Raw genomic sequence first — 16,191 nt, forward strand, 5'->3', positions numbered from 1 at the left:
CCGATCACGGCGGCGGCCTCGGCGTCGACCAGATCCTGCAGCCCGGCCTGGAGCAGGCGGCGGAAGACGTCATCGTGAGCCAGATCCGGGTCGGCAAGGACTTCCCGGATCAGCGTGGACACGGCAGACTGGTTCGTGGCGGGCATCGTGGGTGCACTCCTTGTGAATCTGGCTGAGGAACAGGGCTCCCACGATGCCCGCCGCCCGTGCCGACGACCCCGGGCGGAAGCCCCGCGGGAATTGCCACCACACTAAGAGACGCACCCAGTGAGCGGGGTGCTTTGGACTCGGAAGGAAGTTATTCCCGTGATAGCGAGGGGCGAATTCATGACGAGAACCTATTGCCCCGATGAGTCGGGTGAGCGGATCGTTCACGAGAACCCCCGTTGATCTCCGGTCGGCAGAAGGGTCTTGTTTATCTGGCGGGCGTCCTGCCCTCCGACGACGGGCGCAGTGGACTGCAGGGCTTCGGCGAAAACGCAAGAAAAGGTTACGAGGAAGGATATGGCAGTGTTTACGATCCGAGGTCCGGCCAAGAAAAAAACTGACCTCACCCCCCGACACGGCGGAGTTCGTCGGCGGACGGCGGCGGGCGCCGCCACAATGGCTGTGGCGGTGGCGCTGACGGGTTGCGCGGTCCCGGCCGAGGGCCCTCGGCTCGTGCCCATCGCCGCCGCCCCCGCCTCCGTGGATCCCGCCACCGCCACCTTCACCTGCCCGGGCGTGCCCGAGGCCTCGGTGCAGGCGATAATCGGCTACGTGATCCTGTTCCCGGACACGAGCACCGACCCGCAGGACGGCTCCATCAGACATCTGGAGTGCAGAGGGAAGATGTACACCGACAACGCCTGGGGCACATTGGTGTTCTACTCCCAATTCGGCCGGGAACTCCATGGCTACCACCCCTGGCAGCTCTCACGGCTGCCCCATGGCAGACGCTCCGAGGCCTTCGACGTGCCGGGGGTCGAGGGCGCCACCGGAGAATTCCGCATCCCGGACGAAGAAGGAGGCCCCAGCGCCCTGATCACCTGCGGGGACTCCTTCGTACTGCTCGCGTTCTCCAACCAGACGCCCCTGAACGGCGACGTGAAGGCCGGCATCATCAATCTGGCGGTGTCCATGACCCCCTGGGCCTGCAACGGCCGGCCCATCCCCGGCCGGGACGTCCCCCTCGCCCCCGCCCCGCCCGAGAGCACCCCGACCCCCGCGCAGACCCCGTAAGACCCACGCAGAGCGAGGATGCGGCGGAGGCGCAGCCGACTCCGTACCGGCGCGTACCCGGCGGCGCGGGGCCGAACCCGGCGCGGGCCGGGCCCGGCTTGCGCAATGCGAGCTCAGCGCGACGCAGTCCATCCCATCTCGCGCCGTGCGAGCCCAGCGCGACACAATCCGCCTGAGCTCGATTCTCGCGAGCCCACCTCGCGCAATGCGAGCCCAGGTGACATCACCAAAACGACTCCCCCGGGGGGGACTCGCGGACGGCGCGCCGGGTCCCGGGCCGCACCCGGCTCCCCCGAGGAGGGGCGCGCGGGGGACGGCGCGACCGGCACGACCGCGGACGATCGGGTCCGAACCCGCCCCGTCCCCGGCGGAGACCCGTCCGTCGGCGCCGTCCGGGACCCCGACGACGGCGCGTGCGGGGTCCGTGTCCGGAGCGGATGGACCTTGGACGAAGAGAACCGCAACCGGAGCCGAGCCCCGCACGCGCTCCCATTGTGCCCCGCCGGCGCCCTCGAATCCACCATTCGCGGCCGGGTCGGTTGACGCCCGGGGCTCGACCGGGTCGGCTGACGGCCCGGAGCTCGCCCGCGGGCGAGCTCCGCGGTGGTCAGGACGCCCGGGGCGCCGCCGGTCCCGTGCTCACGCACCCGGCGACTTCGGCAGCGGGCGCGGAGGCATCAGCCACCGCGCCCGCCGTCGAGGTCGCCGCCTCCGCGCCGGGCGCATACAGCGGCGCGCTCACCGGTGAGGGCGACGACCCGCTACTCGAGCAGACCGCCGGACCTCGCGGACCAGCGCCGGCACCGCCGACACGCCGACCCCGGAGCGGACACGCCGCCGCACGCCGCGCCACGATAATCCAGACGACGACGGCAGAGCGGGGAACCGCAACACAGGACATTCCTCCCGCAGGGACCGGACGCACGTCACACTACCAGTCGCGGTCGAGCCGCGGAAGAGCGCCGGCGCAATCACTTCACCCAATCCTCCCACGGCTGACACCCACCCCGACCGGGTCATCCTGTTCCAAGGGGCACGCCGCCAACGCCCTGTACACCCCCTTCGCCGCGGCTGGCCTGCTGGGGGCGGCCGAGTTGGACACCTTCGTCCAGCCCGATTCCCGCCTCAACGGCCACCCTGTCCGCACCAGGGTGCCCGGGGTGGAGGCCAGCACCGGCCCGCTCGGGCACGGCCTGCCCATCGCCGTCGGCGACGCCCTGGCCGCCAAGATCGACGGCTCCCCGCGGCGGGTCCTCGTCCTGACCGGCGACGGCGAGCTCCAGGAGGGCTCGAACTGGGAGGCCCTCATGGCCGCCGCCCAGTTCGAGCTCGACAACCTCATCGTGGTCGCCGACCGCAACCACATCCAGCAGGGCGCCACCACCGAGGACGCCAACGACCTGTCCCCTGGACGGCAAAGTCCGGGCCTTCGGCGCCCACGTCGTCGACGTCGACGCCCACGACCACGAGGCGCTCCTCGACGCCTTCGGGGCTGCGCCGGTCGAGCCCGGCGGGCCGACCTTCATCGTCGCCCACTCCCACAAGGGACACCCCATCTCCTTCATGAGCGACAGCGCGCCCTGGCACCACAAGCTGCCCGACGAGGCGCAGACCTCCCGCGCCCGCGAGCCCCTGGCCTGACCCCGCCCCCTTCGCCGCCAGATTCCGCGAACGCGCAGGTTTCCAGTCGAACGCGCAGACGGGAGATGCGCGTTCGACTGGAAACCTGCGCGTTCGCGGAAGAGCGGTGGGCCGGGGCAGGTCGACTGTCCCGAGTCATCCACAGGGTGCGCACTTTGCGCCGGTCTCGCGGGTCACTGCCACCGTTCACAACACCGCATCACCCGCAAAGGTGCTCGAGGACACGACCATCCGACCTGTTAGGCAAGGCAATCCTTCACTATTGTCGACAGGGCCCTGCCGCCGACGATAGAGAGCGCATCGTGACCGTCCACCGGACCGTCTCCCGCAAGATCTTTCTCCTCGCCCCCGCCCTGGCCGCCCTCGGCCTGAGCGCAGCCGCCTGCGGCAGAGCCGACTCGGGCTCCTCCGGCCCGAGCGGCGGCGAGACGATCACCGTCAAGCATGCCTTCGGCTCCACCGAGGTCCCTGTCGGTGTCACGCGCATCGCAAGCGTCTCCTGGGCCAACCAGGACGTCCCCCTCGCCATGGACATCCTGCCCGTCGGGTTCGCCAAGCAGACCTGGGGCGTCGACGACGGCTCGGGCATGCTCGCCTGGACCAAGAAGAAGGTCGACGAGCTCGTCGCGGCCGGCGGCGCGCAGCCCGCCCTGTTCGACGAGACCGACAGCATCGACTTCGCGGCCGTATCCGACACCGCCCCCGAAGTGATCCTCGCGGCCTGCTCCGGCCTGACCCAGAAGGACTACGACACCCTGAGCAAGATCGCCCCCACGATCGCCTACCCGACCGTCGCGTGGGGCACCCCCTGGCGCGACATGATCACCATGGACGCCACCGCCATCGGCAAGGCCGACGAGGCCGCCGCCCTTATCGCCGACCTGGAGAAGCAGGTGGCCGACGCCGTCGCCCCCCATCCCGAGATCGCCGGGAAGAAAGCCGCCTTCTTCTACGCCGTCCCCTCGGACATGTCCACCTTCGGCTACTACACGACCCTCGACCCGCGCACCGCCTTCATGGAGGACCTGGGGATGACGATCCCCGACTCCGTGGCCAAGGCCTCCCAGGCCGACCCGGACAACTTCTACCTCGAGTTCGCCTCCGAGAACGCCGACCAGGTCTCCGACGTCGAGCTCATGGTCATGTACGGCGAGGCCTCCGAGCTGGCCGGCATCCAGGCGCACCCACTGCTGGGCACCATCCCGGCGATCAAGAACGGCGCCGTCGCCTTCGTGGGCAACGGCACCCCGCTGTCCGCCGCGACCAACCCCGGGCCGCTGTCGATCCCGTGGGGCATCAAGGACTACGTGGACCTCATCGCGGCCGCCGCCGGCAAGGTCCAGTGAGCGCCCCGAGCACCGCCCGGCAGCCGTCGGGCCGGGACCGACGACGCGCCCCGAGCACCGCCCGAGGAACGGGCCCGGTCCTGATCCTGCTGGCGGGGCTGGTCGTCGTCGCCGCGCTGTGCTCGATCGCCTTCGGCGCCAGGGTCGTGGGCCTGGAGGAGATCCTGCACGGGCTGACCGGGTCGGGCGGCGACCTGGGCGCCGCGGCGGTCGCCGAGCGGTTGCCCCGCACCGCCGCCGCCCTCGCCGCGGGGGCCGCGCTGGCGGTCTCCGGCGCGCTCATGCAGGCCGTGACCCGCAACCCGATCGCCGACCCGGGGATCCTGGGCATCAACACCGGCTCCTCCCTGGCGATCGTGGCGTCCATCGCCTTCCTCCACATCTCCTCCACCTTCGAGTACCTGTGGATATCCATGCTCGGGGCGGGGGTGACCGCCGTCTTCGTCTACGCCGTCGGCTCGACCGGGCCGGGCGGGGCCACGCCCGTCAAGCTCGCCCTGGCCGGAGTGGCGACCAGCGCCGCCATGAGCTCGCTCATCAGCGCGATCATGCTGCCGCGCGCCCAGGGCCTGAACGACTTCCGCGTCTGGCAGGTCGGCTCCGTGGGCCGCGGCACGTGGGAGTCGCTGGCGGCGGGGGCGCCCTTCCTCGTCGCGGCCGGCGTGCTCGCCGTCGTCGTCGCGCGGCCGCTCAACTCCCTGGCGCTGGGCGACGAGATGGCGACCGGGCTGGGCGTCAACGTCATGCGCACGCGCCTGCTGGCCTCCGCGGCCGGCGTCATCGCCTGCGCGACGACGACGGCGCTGGTCGGCCCGATCGGCTTCGTCGGGCTCATGGTCCCCCACGCGGTGCGCATGCTCACCGGCCCCGACAACCGGCGGCTGCTGGTGCTGTCCGCCCTCGGCGGGGCGGCGCTGCTGACGCTGGCCGACGTCGTCGGACGGGTCGTCGCCCGTCCGAGCGGTCTGAGCGCCGGCATCGTCACCGCCTTCGTGGGGGCGCCCGTCCTCATCGCGATCGTCCGGGGAGCGAAGGCGCGCGAACTGTGAGCACGAGCCCCGCATCGAGTCCGGGCCCCACGCCCGCCGCCGCCGTCTCCCCCGATCCGGGCTTCACCACCGCGGGCAGACGGCGCCGCGCCCGCCGCTACCTGATGGTCACCACCTGCCTGGTGCTCCTGGTGGCCGCCCTGTGGTGGGCCACCGTCCTGACCGGCGAGCACTGGTACACCCCCGACCAGGCCGTCGCGGTCATGCTGGGGCGGCGGGTGCCGGGGGCCTCCTTCGTCATCGGCGAGCTCACGCTGCCGCGCGCGATCCTGGGGCTGCTGGCGGGCCTCGCCTTCGGCATGTCCGGCACGACCTCGCAGACCATGCTCCGCAACCAGCTCGCCAGCCCCGACGTCATCGGCATCACCTCCGGCGCCTCGGCCGCGGCCGTCTTCGCGATCCTCGTCCTGGACTGGTCGGGGATGCGCGTCAATCTCATCGCCCTCGGGTTCGGCCTGGCCACGGCGGCCGTCATCCACCTGCTGTCCGGCTCCGGGAGCGCGCAGGGCGGGCGCCTCATCCTCATCGGCATCGGCGTGTCCTCCATGCTGTCCTCCGTCATCGCCTACCTCCAGCTCAAGGCCTCCGTCTATGACGTCGTCGACGCCATGCGCTGGCTCAGCGGCTCCCTGTCGGGCGCGAGCTGGGACCAGGTGCCCCTGCTGGGCGGGAGCGTGCTCGTCCTGAGCGCCGTCCTCCTGGGCCTGGGGAGGGACCTGCGGGTCCTGCCGCTGGGCGAGGAGGCCGCCGTCGGACTCGGCGTGCCCGTGCAGCGCACTCGCCTGGCCCTCCTGCTCACCATGGTGGCGCTGGCCTCCTTCGCGACCGCGGTCACCGGCCCGATCGCCTTCGTGGCCTTTCTGGCCGGGCCGATCGCGGCACGGCTGATCGGGCGGACCGACCGCACGCTGCTGGTGCCGGCCGCCCTGACCGGCGCCGCCATCGTCCTGGGCGGCGACCTGGCGGGCCAGCACCTGTTCCCCACGACGCTGCCCGTGGGGGTCGTCACGGGGATCGTCGGCGCGCCCTACCTCGTCCTCCAACTGATCCGCCTCAACCGTCAGGGGGCCTCCGCATGAGCTCACCCGCACCCGCCGTCCCCCGCACCCTGAGCACCGAGGCGCTGCGCTCGGGCTACGGCGGGCGCGTCGTCGTCGACGGCGTCGACCTGCTGATCCCCAGCGCCCGGATCACCGTCATCGTGGGCGCCAACGCCTGCGGGAAGTCGACGCTGCTCAAGACGATGTCGCGGATCCTGATGCCGGTCGGCGGATCGGTTCTGCTCGACGGCGAGTCCCTGGGCTCCATCCCGACCCGGCGGCTGGCCCGGCGGCTCGGCCTGCTCCCCCAGCAGCCCATCGCCCCGGAGGGCATCACGGTCGCCGACCTGGTGGGGCGCGGGCGCCATCCCCATCAGCGGGCCTTCCGCTTGTGGACGGCGCGCGACCGCGAGATCGTCGAGGAGGCGCTGGTGGCCACGCGCACCGCCGCCCTGGCCGATCGCAGCGTCGACGAGCTGTCCGGCGGTCAGCGCCAGCGCGTGTGGATCGCCATGGCCCTGGCCCAGCGCACCGACGTCCTCCTGCTGGACGAGCCGACGACCTTCCTCGATCTGGCCCACCAGGTGGAGGTCCTCGACCTGCTCACCGACCTCAACCGGGGCCGGGGCGCGACGATCGTCATGGTGCTCCACGACATCAACCTGGCGGCCCGCTACGCCGACCACATGATCGCCATGAAGGACGGGCGCGTCGCCGCCGTCGGCGCCCCCGGCGAGGTGGTCGACGCCGCCCTCGTGAAGGAGGTCTTCGGCCTGGACGCCGATGTCATCACCGATCCCGTCTCCGGCACGCCGCTGGTGGTGCCCGTGGGCCGCCACCATGCCGGGGAGGCCGGGCGGCGGCCGGTCGGGGAGCGCACCGAGGGCGGGGAGCGCCCCGGGGAGGCTGGGCGGTGAGCCGGGGAGACCGGGGAGTGAGCCGGGGAACGCCCCGGGAGGGCCGGGGAAGCCGGGCGGCGAACCGGGCGGCGGGAGCCGGGCGCTTCGGCTTCTTCCACGTCGACGTCGTCGCCATCGCGGACCTGACCCCCTCGATGCGGCGCTTCACCTTCGTCGGTCCCGGCCTGGACGACTTCGCCGACCCGGGCCGGGACCAGCGCATCAAGCTCATCCTGCCCGCCCCGTCGGGCGGCTACGAGCATCTGCCCGACGGCGAGGACTGGTACGAGCGATGGCGGGTGCTGCCGGAGGAGCGGCGAAATCCGATCCGCACCTACACCACCCGCCGCGTCCGACCCGCTGGCACTACCGGCGCCGTCGATACCGCCGGGGCCGGTGCCGGCGCCGGCGGCCCGACGCGGGTCGACGTCGACATGGTGGTGCACGAGCCGCTGGGGCCCGCCTCGCGGTGGATCCGCGACGCCGCCGTCGGCAGCCGGGCGGTGCTCCTGGGGCCGCGCCGGTCCTGGCTGCGGGGCCGACCGCCCGGGGCGGCCCTCTCCGGCGGCGTCGACTTCGTCCCGCCGGCCGTCACCGAGCGCTTCCTTCTGGGCGGCGATGAGACGGCGGCGCCCGCCATAGCCCGAATTCTTCAGGACCTCCCGACCACGGCCCGCGGTATCGCCGTCGTCGAGATGCCCACTCGTGCCGACGCCGCCTATCTGCCGGACCATCCCGGTTTCGAGGTGCGGGTGACGGGGCGGGAGGGGAGGGCGCACGGCGAGGCCCTCGTGGAGGGCGTGCGCCGCGCCGCGGGCGAGCTGTGCCCGGTGGGGACGGCGCAGGAGGTCGAGGAGATCGACGTCGACCACGACCTGCTGTGGGAGGTGCCGCGCACCGCCCGGGGCGGGGCCGCGCTCAGGCGCACGAGCCTGTACGCCTGGTTGGCCGGGGAGGCCGCGGCGGTGCGCGCTCTGCGCCGTCATCTTGTGGCCGAGCGAGGCGTCGACCGCCGTTCAGTGGCCTTCATGGGCTACTGGCGGCTCGGGCGAGCCGAGAACTGAACCACTGCGCCCCCTCCCCTTCGCGAGACCGGCGGAAAGGGGAGCGGCGGCGGGGCGCTACTTGGCCAGGGCCGCCTGCTCCAGGACGGTGGCGCGCACGTAGTCGGCGGACCTGTAACCGCCGATGTAGGCGTCGTTCACAATGGAGAACGGGGTCCCCTTGATGCCCAGGCTGTAGGCGTGCTGATTGGCGTCGGTCACGGCCTTCACGGTGGCCGCATCGGTCATGTCCGCCCGGAAGCGCTCCAGGTCGGGCACTCCGGCCTTCTCGGCGAAGTCGACGAGCGAGTCCTCGGTGTACTCGGGGTGGCCCTGCGGGTCGGCGGCCCCGTAGACGGCGTCGTGGAACTCCCAGAACTTGCCCTGCTTGCCCGCGGCGATGCCCGCCTGGGCCGCCAGCGGCGAGGTCTGGGTGACCTGGGCCAGGTCGCGCCACTCGATGCGCAGGGTGCCGTTCTCGATGAGGTCGTCCAGCCGGGGCTCGACCTCCTGGGCGAACTTCGTGCAGAAGGGGCAGGCGAAGTCGGAGTAGATGACCATGACGACGGGCGCGTTGACGTCGCCCTTGGCGCGGGGGTCGTTCGGGTCTCGGGTGACCTCGCCGTGCATGGCCGTCAGGGTCGTCGGATCGGTGACGGAGGCCGCGGATGTCGGCTCGACCGTCGGGGTGGGGCCGGGCGCGCCCGACGTCGTCGCGGGCCCGCTCGCGGTCCGCGAGCCGCGGGTGTACAGGAGCGCCGCGAAGACGACCGCCGCAACGACGACGACCACGATGAGTCCCGCCAGCAGCAGAACCATCCGCGAGCGCGAGCCGTTCGGGGGCTGCGGGCTCTGAAGGCCCCGGGGCGCCTGCGGGTACTGGGGTTTCGGACTGGAGAGCGGACTCGTCATGACCGCAGTGTCTCAGAAACCGGCGCCGCCGCGCAGTCGTGTGCCGCACGACGGCGGGTCGTGCGGCACACGAGGAGTATGCGGCGCCGGGCGCGGCGCGGGCCCGCCCCCGGTCGGACGGCGCAGGCCCGCCCCCGGTCGGACGGCGCGGGTCCGCCCCGGGGCGGACGCGCCGGTCCGACGGCGGCGGCGCGGCGCGACTCGGCCCGCGCCCGCCGCCGTCGGACCCCGTTCAGCTCCGCGACTTGCCGCCCTTGGCGTTCATGAACTGGCTGAGCATCTCGGTCAGTCCCGTGCCGGTCAGGGAGCGCATGACGGCGTCGAGCTGCTCGACGTTGCCGGCCACCGCCTTGGGCAGCGCGGAGGCGCCGTCGGTGGAGATGATCGACATGTCCTTGACGCTTCCCAGCGGCTCGGCCAGGGCGCGGGCGATCTCCGGGGCCTTGTCCAGCACCATCTGCTGGGTGGCGGCCTCGCCGTACTTGGCCAGGGCGTCCGCCTTGTCGCTCATGGCCCTGGCCTCGGCCTCGCCGGCGGCCTGGATCGCGGCGGCCTCCGCCTGACCGCGGGCGGCGATCGCCTCGGCCTCCGCCTTGGCGCGGGCAGCGGTGGCGCGGGCCTCGGCCTCGGCGCGGGCGACGGTCGCCTGGGCCTGGGCCTGGGCGTCCAGGCGCGTGCGCTCGGCCTCGGCCTCCGCCCGGCGGATGGCCTCGACCTTGGCGGCCTCGGCCTCCTGCTCGCGCTGGTAGCGGGCGGCGTCGGCGGGCTTGCGCACCGTGGAGTCGAGCTCGCGCTCGGTCAGGGCGGCCTTGGCCTGGGCGGCCTCCTGCTCGATGATGGCGATCTCCCGCTCCTTGGCGGCGCGGGCCAGCGGGCCGGAGGAGTCGGCCTCGGCCTGGGCCCGGTCCGTCTCCGCCTTGAGCTGGGCCTGGCGCAGGGCCAGGTCGCGCTCGCGCTCGGCGATCTGCTGGCGCGAGGTGACCTCGGCGTCCTTGGCCTCGCGCTCGGCGTGGGCGCGGGCGATGCGGGCGTCCTTCTCCACGCGCTGCTGCTCGGGCACGCCCAGGGATTCGATGTAGCCGCCGGCGTCGGTGATCTCGGAGATCTGGAGGACGTCGATCTCCAGGCCCATGTTCGCCATGACGGACTTGGCGTCGTCGAAGACGTTCTGCTGGAGGGCGTCGCGGTCCGAGATGAGGTCCGTGATGGTCATGTGGCCGATGATCGAGCGCAGCGATCCGATGAGGGCGTTGCGGGCGGAGTCGGCGATCGCCTGGTCCGTGTTGGGCTTGCCCAGGAAGCGCTTGGCGGCGGCGCGCACCTGCTCGTCGGAGTCGCCGACCTTGACGGCGGCCACGGCCGAGACGTTGACGTTGATCTTGTTCTCGTCCTCGGCGGTGACCTGGAAGCCGATCGTGTTCTGCGTGAAGGGCAGGTACTGGATCGACTGGATGATGGGCAGCACGAAGTCGCGCCCGCCGGGCCGGATGATCTTGATCTCGCCGTTGCGGGTGGATCCGGCGACCAGGCCGGTCAGGTTCGAGGGCACGACGACCACTCGGGAGAGCATGTACAGGAAGATGAGCACCACCAGCACGACGGCGGCGATGATCGCGTAGAGCATCCGTTCTCCTAGGGGTAGACGAAGGTGATGGGCAGGGGATCAGGACTCGAGGAGCAGCGAGGTGACCACGAGGGTGCCCTCGTCGGCCTCCAGGACGACGGCGTCGGCCCCGGTGCGCAGCGGCTCCTCGGAGCGGGCCGGCAGGGTCGCCTGGTGGCCGCGGGCCAGGGCGACGACCTCGCCGCGCCCGTCCTTCCACCACAGGACCCGAACCCGCGAGCCGACGAGCTCCCCCGGAGTCATCGGCACGGCGTTGCGCGGCATGGCGCGGCGGAACCGCACCCACACCGCCCGGGTCCCGGTGCCGGCCGCCAGTCCCGCCGCCACCGGCACGCCGATGAGGACGGCCGCGGCCACGTGCTCGCCGGCCATGGCCTGCACCGCGGCGCCCGCGGCGCCGAAGACGCCGACCGCGGTGGACAGGACCGGCAGGGCCCCGTCGAAGCCGATGTCGTCCAGGCCCAGGCCGTCGAACAGCCCGTCCAGGACGATGGAGAGCAGAAGGACTCCGCAGCCCGCCACCGCGCACCACAGGAAGGGGGTCATGTCCGCCTCTCAAGTTCGGTCCGTCAGCGCCATGCCCCAGTCTTCCACGTTCGGGGCGGCTGCGACATGGGGATCGGAACCCCGGCCGGGACCTTGACCGCGCCGGCGGGCAGCGGCGGGCCGCGACGGGGCCCGGGGCCTCCGCCCGCGGGCCCCGCGCCGGCGGCGGTCCCGCCCCGGCGGGCCGCGACCCGGACCTGCGAGTAGGCTGCCCGGCGTCCGTCCACCCCGAGGAGGGCCCATGGCCGAGCAGATCGCTCAGGACCACCAATTGCAGCGCCGTCTCACCAACCGGCACGTCCAGCTCATCGCCATCGGAGGGGCCATCGGCACCGGGCTCTTCATGGGCTCCGGCAAGGCCATCTCGGCGGCCGGCCCCGGGGTGCTCCTGGTCTACGCGGTCATCGGCGGCGTCCTGTTCCTCGTCATGCGGGCCCTGGGCGAGGTCCTCCTGTCCGACCTGGACTACAAGTCCTTCGCCGACGTCGCCCACGACCTCATCGGCCCCTGGGCCGGGTTCTTCGTCGGCTGGACCTACTACGTGTGCTGGCTGGTGACGGCCGTCGCCGAGGTCGTCGCCATCACCGGCTACGCCCGCTTCTGGTGGCCGGGCCTGCCGCTGTGGGTGGCGCCGGTGATCACCGTGGCGGTGCTGCTGGGGCTCAACCTCACCACCGTGCGGGCCTTCGGCGAGATCGAGTTCTGGTTCTCCATCATCAAGATCGTGGCCATTATCGCCCTGGTGGTCGTGGGCGTCGCGCTGGTGGCGATCGGGTTCACCTCGCCGGGCGGCGCGCGGGCGGACCCGGCGAACCTGTGGCGCGACGGGGGCCTGTTCCCCAGGGGCTTCCACGGGTTCGCCGAGGCCTTCCAGATCGCCGTGTTCTCCTTCGTGGGCACCGAGCTCATCGGCACCACCGCCGCGGAGGCCCGCGACCCCGAGGTCACCCTGCCCAGGGCGATCAACGCGATCCCGGTGCGCATCGTCATCTTCTACCTGGGGGCGCTGGCGGCCATCATGGCGGTCACGCCGTGGCGGGGGGTGTCGCCGGAGGCGAGCCCGTTCGTGGCCATGTTCTCGCTGGCCGGGCTGGGCGCGGCCGCGGGCGCGGTCAACTTCGTGGTGCTCACGGCGGCGGCCTCCAGCGCCAACTCCGGCATCTACTCCACGTCCAGGATGCTGTACGGGCTGTCGTGGGCCGGACACGCCCCACGGGCCTTCCGCGCCCTGACGGCGCGCAGCGTGCCCGGCCCGGCGCTGCTGGTGACCTGCGCGGCCCTGCTGACCTCGATCCCGCTGATGTACGTGTCCGACTCGATCATGACGGCCTTCGTCGCCGTGACGACGGTGGCCAGCGTCCTGTTCATCCTCGTGTGGTGCGTCATCGTCGTGTCGTACATGCGCTTCCGCGTCCTGCGCCCCGAGCTGCACGCGGCCAGCGCCTTCCGCTTGCCCGGCGGCTGGGCGGCGGCGTGGGGGTCCCTGGCCTTCTTCGCCTTCGTGACCTGGACGCTGACGCTGGAGCGGGAGACGTGGCTGGCCGTGAGGGTCTCGCCGCTGTGGCTGGCGGCCCTCGGCGCCGCCTGGTGGGCGCGCTCGCGCCGCGCCGCATCGCGCTGAGGCCCGACGGCGCGGCCCGTCGCGGTACGGGATCGGCGCCGTCGGGGGCGAGCGGCGCCGTCGGGCGCGGCCCGCACGCGCCGTCCCCGCGAGGCTCCCCGCCGTCGGGCGCGCCGGCCCGTCACACCGGCGCCCCGCCGATCCACAGCCCGGCGGCCGCGGCCGCCAGCGTGCCCGCCGTCATGGCCACCAGGTGCACGAGGGCCGCGACCGGCCCGGTCCCGGCGTCGTCCAGGAGCAGGCGCGCCGTCTCCACGCAGGCGGTGGAGAAGGTGGAGTATCCGCCGAGGAAGCCGGTCCCGAGCACGCCCGGCGCCCACGCCGGCGCCCGCCCCGCCCAGCCGGTGAGGAGCCCCAGGGCGAAGCAGGCCGTGAGGTTGACGACGATCGTCCCCACCGGCATCGCCCCCAGGGGCGAGCGGCCGCCCGCGGCGGCCCGGCGGGAGCGGCGTCGGGCGACGGCGGCCGTGACCCGCCCGTCCACCAGGTAGCGGCAGACGGCGCCCGCCCCGCCCGCCAGGGCCATGACGGCCCAGGCCGCCGGGCTCACGGCGTCCGCCCGGCGCGGTCCAGCCGGGCCCCGACGGCCAGGCCCAGGGCCGCCAGCGCAATGCCGGCCGTCGCCGAGACGAGCAGGTAGCCGGCCCCCGCGGCGGTGTGACCGCCCCGCAGCAGGCGGGCGGCCTGGACCATGAGGGTCGAGTGGGTGGTCAGCGCGCCCATGACGCCCGTGCCCAGGGCCAGGCGCAGCACGCGGGGGCGCCCGGCGGCCGCCTCCCGCCGGGCGAACAGTCCCAGGAGCAGCCCCAGGACCAGGGCGCCGACGAGGTTGACGGCGAGGGTGGTCGCCGGCAGGCGCCCCGCGGCCTCGGGCCGCAGCGCCCCCGCCCCGGCCCGCAGGAGGGTGCCGACGACGCCGCCGGCGCCGATGGCCGCCAGCGCCGTCGTCCGCGACGGTCCCCGCTCAGCGGACACGCTTGGCCACCTGGTAGCCGCCGGTGTCCAGGACGAGCTCGTAGACGGCGCCCGTCTCGGACTGCCCGGTGGCCCAGGCGGCGGCGTCGCGGGGCGGGTTGCCGCCCCAGAAGTAGGAGTCGATGATGACGTAGTCGGTGTCCGCCGAGGAGGTGCCCACCCAGTAGACGGTCGTCTTGGGCACGAGGTAGGCGAGCAGCCCGAGGTCGGTCTTCACGGTGGTGCCCGCCTCGACGGTGTCGATGACCTGCTGGGCGGCGGCGGCGCGCGAGGCGCCGGTGCGCCAGATCGGCTCCGAGGTCCTGAGCAGCGGCAGGTCGTCGGCCGTCCTCACCGCCAGGACGAGGGGCACGGCGACGCCGATGATGGCGATCCCGCGGGCGAGGACCGGGGTGTCCGGCCATGTGAGCGTCTTGCCCTCCCGGTCGGTTCTCAGACGGGTGAGCACGTCGAGCAGCGCGCCGACGGCGATGGGCATGAGGATGGCGTTGTAGTGCCAGTTCGCCCAGTCCCAGTAGAACTCCTTGGCGGACAAGAAGCGCCAGGCCAGGGTGGGCAGCACCAGCGCCATCCACGGGGAGGCCAGGCCGATGAGGCCGGCGGTGCACGCCAGCACCCCCAGCGTGATGAGCTTGATCTGCGGGGAGAACAGGCGGGCGAGCAGGCCGGCGGACTGGGCGGTGGCGGTGCCGTCCCCGGCGTTGCCGCCGATGCCGTACTCCCAGGCGCCCGACGGGGAGAGCGCCGGCAGGATGAGCAGGACCGTGATGAGGAAGACGAACAGGCCGTACAGCGTCAGGCCCAGGCCCAGGAGCGTCGTCGGGGCGGCCCGGTCCTCGCGCCGCTCCTGCAGGCCGCGCAGTGCGATGGCCAGGCCCGCCATGAGTATGGTCAGCCCCAGGTCCTCCTTGACCAGCACCAGCGGCGCGCACCACAGGGCGCAGGCCCGCCAGCGCCGCTCCACGAAGGCGGCCGAGGCCCAGGCCAGCATGGGCACGGCGAAGGCGATCTCGTGGAACTGGGCCGACACCGCCCCCTGGAAGCCCCAGGACAGGACGTAGAACAGGCCCAGGGCGCCGCCCGCCCAGGAGGTGAGGGTGCGCATGGCCAGGCGGGTGATCGGCCAGGCCGAGACCGCCAGGAGGACGTCCTGGACGACGAGCAGGGCCAGCGGGGTGGGGAAGAGGCGCCAGACGGGGCCCAGGAGGACGAGGATCGGGTGGAAGTGGTCGCCCAGCAGGTTGAAGCCCTCCCCCTTGATCGGCACGATCGGCGCCTGGAAGTGGGCGTAATCCTTGGCGAGCTCGGAGAAGATGGCCAGGTCCCAGCTGGGCACCTGCATGGAGCGCCACTGGTTGACCGAGTAGGCGATGAGCGTGGCGGCGCCCACGAGGACGACGGCGGCAGGGACGATGACGGGGACGGCGGCGCGGATGGCGGTGCGGGCTGAGGGTCTCATCGCGTCGAGCCTAGCGCCATGGCCGGCGCGCGGGCCCGGCGCGCGCGATGCGGGCGGCGGCGCGTGGACGGCCACGGCCCGGCTCGCCAAGGACAAGGACCTCCTCGATCGTGTCGTGCCCGCACGGCCACGGCCCTCAGCCCGGCCGCACCCGCGGCTCCCGCGGGCCCGGGCACCTGCTCCGGGGAGTCCGGAACGCGGCCCGGGACCCGGCGCGTCCCCGCCCCGGAGGATCCGGGCGCCAGCCCCGGGGGAGTCGAATTGGTGATGTCACCTGGGCTCGCATTGTGCGAGGCGGGCTCGCAAGAATCGAGCGCAGGCGGATTGTGTCGCGCTGGGCTCGCACGGCGCGAGGCGGGATGGACTGCGTCGCGCTGGGCTCGCATTACGCAAGCCGGGTCCGACCCGCACCGGCCCCGGCCCGTCCCGGGATCGGCCTGCGCTGCCCGAAAGTCGGCGGGGTTCTGGTCGTGGCGGCGGGGAAGATTATTCGGGGGTGGTTTTGAAGACGTGGAGCGTGAAGGTTGTGGTGACGGTCCGCTCGGGCGGGTCCTCCTCGTCCGGAGGGTTGTTGCGAGGGCGTCCGAGTGCGTCTCCCGAGTGCGTCTCCCGAGTGCGTCTCCCGAGTGCGTCTCCCGGGTGTGACGAGAGTGGGCATTGAGGGCGGTGGGGTGCGGGGGTCGGCCGTGATGGCCCGCTCGGGTCGTCTCCAGGCGCGTTGGGGGAGTCGGGCGCGTCGGGATCGGCGGGTCGGGTGCCGGGGGCGGCCCGGGAGGCGTCGGGGGCGGTTCCGGCGCCCCGTCCCCGCTTCGCCC

At 73.3% G+C, this 16,191-nt stretch carries 13 protein-coding genes and 2 pseudogenes; 8 read left to right on the plus strand and 7 right to left on the minus strand.

All coding sequences use genetic code 11. The annotated features are described in order from the left end of the window. Window positions 1-146 (minus strand): annotated as a pseudogene (locus G446_RS19835) (IS256 family transposase); the annotation flags it as partial. A gap of 469 nt (window positions 147-615) precedes the next feature. Between G446_RS19835 and G446_RS0105850 the strand changes: the two are divergent. The 7 genes and pseudogenes from G446_RS0105850 (at window position 616) to G446_RS0105880 (ending at window position 8,260) form a co-directional block, all read left to right on the plus strand. Further along, a complete protein-coding gene (locus G446_RS0105850; protein WP_156916536.1) occupies window positions 616-1,221 on the plus strand; it encodes a hypothetical protein in 606 nt (201 codons plus the stop codon). A gap of 437 nt (window positions 1,222-1,658) precedes the next feature. After that, window positions 1,659-2,552 (plus strand): annotated as a pseudogene (locus tag G446_RS21515) (hypothetical protein); the annotation flags it as partial. A 612-nt stretch (window positions 2,553-3,164) separates the two neighbouring features. Beyond that, complete coding sequence (locus G446_RS20895) at window positions 3,165-4,208, plus strand: ABC transporter substrate-binding protein (protein ID WP_051285694.1); 1,044 nt, start codon at window positions 3,165-3,167, stop codon at window positions 4,206-4,208. Then, the gene (locus G446_RS0105865; RefSeq protein WP_084779029.1) at window positions 4,205-5,257 is read left to right on the plus strand and encodes a FecCD family ABC transporter permease; all 1,053 of its coding nucleotides are present in this window, start codon (window positions 4,205-4,207) and stop codon (window positions 5,255-5,257) included. Before G446_RS20895 ends, G446_RS0105865 begins: the two co-directional genes overlap by 4 nt. Next, the gene (locus G446_RS0105870) at window positions 5,254-6,336 is read left to right on the plus strand and encodes a FecCD family ABC transporter permease (RefSeq protein ID WP_026409457.1); all 1,083 of its coding nucleotides are present in this window, start codon (window positions 5,254-5,256) and stop codon (window positions 6,334-6,336) included. Before G446_RS0105865 ends, G446_RS0105870 begins: the two co-directional genes overlap by 4 nt. Continuing rightward, window positions 6,333-7,214, plus strand: a complete 882-nt coding sequence (locus tag G446_RS16225; RefSeq protein WP_034469361.1) for an ABC transporter ATP-binding protein — start codon at window positions 6,333-6,335, stop codon at window positions 7,212-7,214. Before G446_RS0105870 ends, G446_RS16225 begins: the two co-directional genes overlap by 4 nt. Window positions 7,215-7,231: 17 nt before the next feature. Continuing rightward, entirely contained in the window at window positions 7,232-8,260 is a 1,029-nt protein-coding gene (locus G446_RS0105880; protein WP_245574603.1) for a siderophore-interacting protein, read from the plus strand. Window positions 8,261-8,317: 57 nt separating this feature from the next. On the opposite strand, the gene G446_RS0105885 is transcribed toward G446_RS0105880, so the two are convergent. The 3 genes from G446_RS0105885 to G446_RS0105895 form a co-directional block, all read right to left on the minus strand. Next, the gene (locus tag G446_RS0105885; protein WP_026409459.1) at window positions 8,318-9,151 is read right to left on the minus strand and encodes a DsbA family protein; all 834 of its coding nucleotides are present in this window, start codon (window positions 9,149-9,151) and stop codon (window positions 8,318-8,320) included. A 232-nt stretch (window positions 9,152-9,383) separates the two neighbouring features. Continuing rightward, window positions 9,384-10,775 carry a flotillin family protein gene (locus G446_RS0105890; RefSeq protein ID WP_026409460.1) on the minus strand — a complete coding sequence of 464 codons (1,392 nt, stop codon included), beginning with the start codon at window positions 10,773-10,775 and terminating at the stop codon, window positions 9,384-9,386. Between the two features lie 39 nt (window positions 10,776-10,814). Beyond that, complete coding sequence (locus tag G446_RS0105895; RefSeq protein WP_026409461.1) at window positions 10,815-11,321, minus strand: nodulation protein NfeD; 507 nt, start codon at window positions 11,319-11,321, stop codon at window positions 10,815-10,817. 241 nt (window positions 11,322-11,562) lie between these two features. Between G446_RS0105895 and G446_RS0105900 the strand changes: the two genes are divergently transcribed. Then, window positions 11,563-12,942, plus strand: coding sequence for an amino acid permease (locus G446_RS0105900; protein WP_026409462.1), 1,380 nt, complete (start codon window positions 11,563-11,565; stop codon window positions 12,940-12,942). A 121-nt stretch (window positions 12,943-13,063) separates the two neighbouring features. On the opposite strand, the gene G446_RS0105905 is transcribed toward G446_RS0105900, so the two are convergent. Genes G446_RS0105905 through G446_RS0105915 form a run of 3 tightly spaced genes read right to left on the minus strand, consistent with a single transcriptional unit; the run spans window position 13,064 to window position 15,376 of the window. After that, on the minus strand, window positions 13,064-13,492 hold the full coding sequence (locus G446_RS0105905; protein ID WP_026409463.1) for a fluoride efflux transporter FluC: 429 nt from the start codon (window positions 13,490-13,492) through the stop codon (window positions 13,064-13,066). After that, complete coding sequence (locus G446_RS16230; RefSeq protein WP_034469366.1) at window positions 13,489-13,917, minus strand: fluoride efflux transporter FluC; 429 nt, start codon at window positions 13,915-13,917, stop codon at window positions 13,489-13,491. Before G446_RS16230 ends, G446_RS0105905 begins: the two co-directional genes overlap by 4 nt. Next, the gene (locus G446_RS0105915; protein ID WP_026409464.1) at window positions 13,907-15,376 is read right to left on the minus strand and encodes a DUF2079 domain-containing protein; all 1,470 of its coding nucleotides are present in this window, start codon (window positions 15,374-15,376) and stop codon (window positions 13,907-13,909) included. The genes G446_RS16230 and G446_RS0105915 overlap by 11 nt, the downstream gene beginning before the upstream one ends. Window positions 15,377-16,191 lie beyond the last annotated feature (815 nt).

The sequence above is a fragment of the Actinomyces dentalis DSM 19115 genome, from assembly GCF_000429225.1.
Taxonomy (GTDB): Bacteria; Actinomycetota; Actinomycetes; order Actinomycetales; family Actinomycetaceae; genus Actinomyces; species Actinomyces dentalis.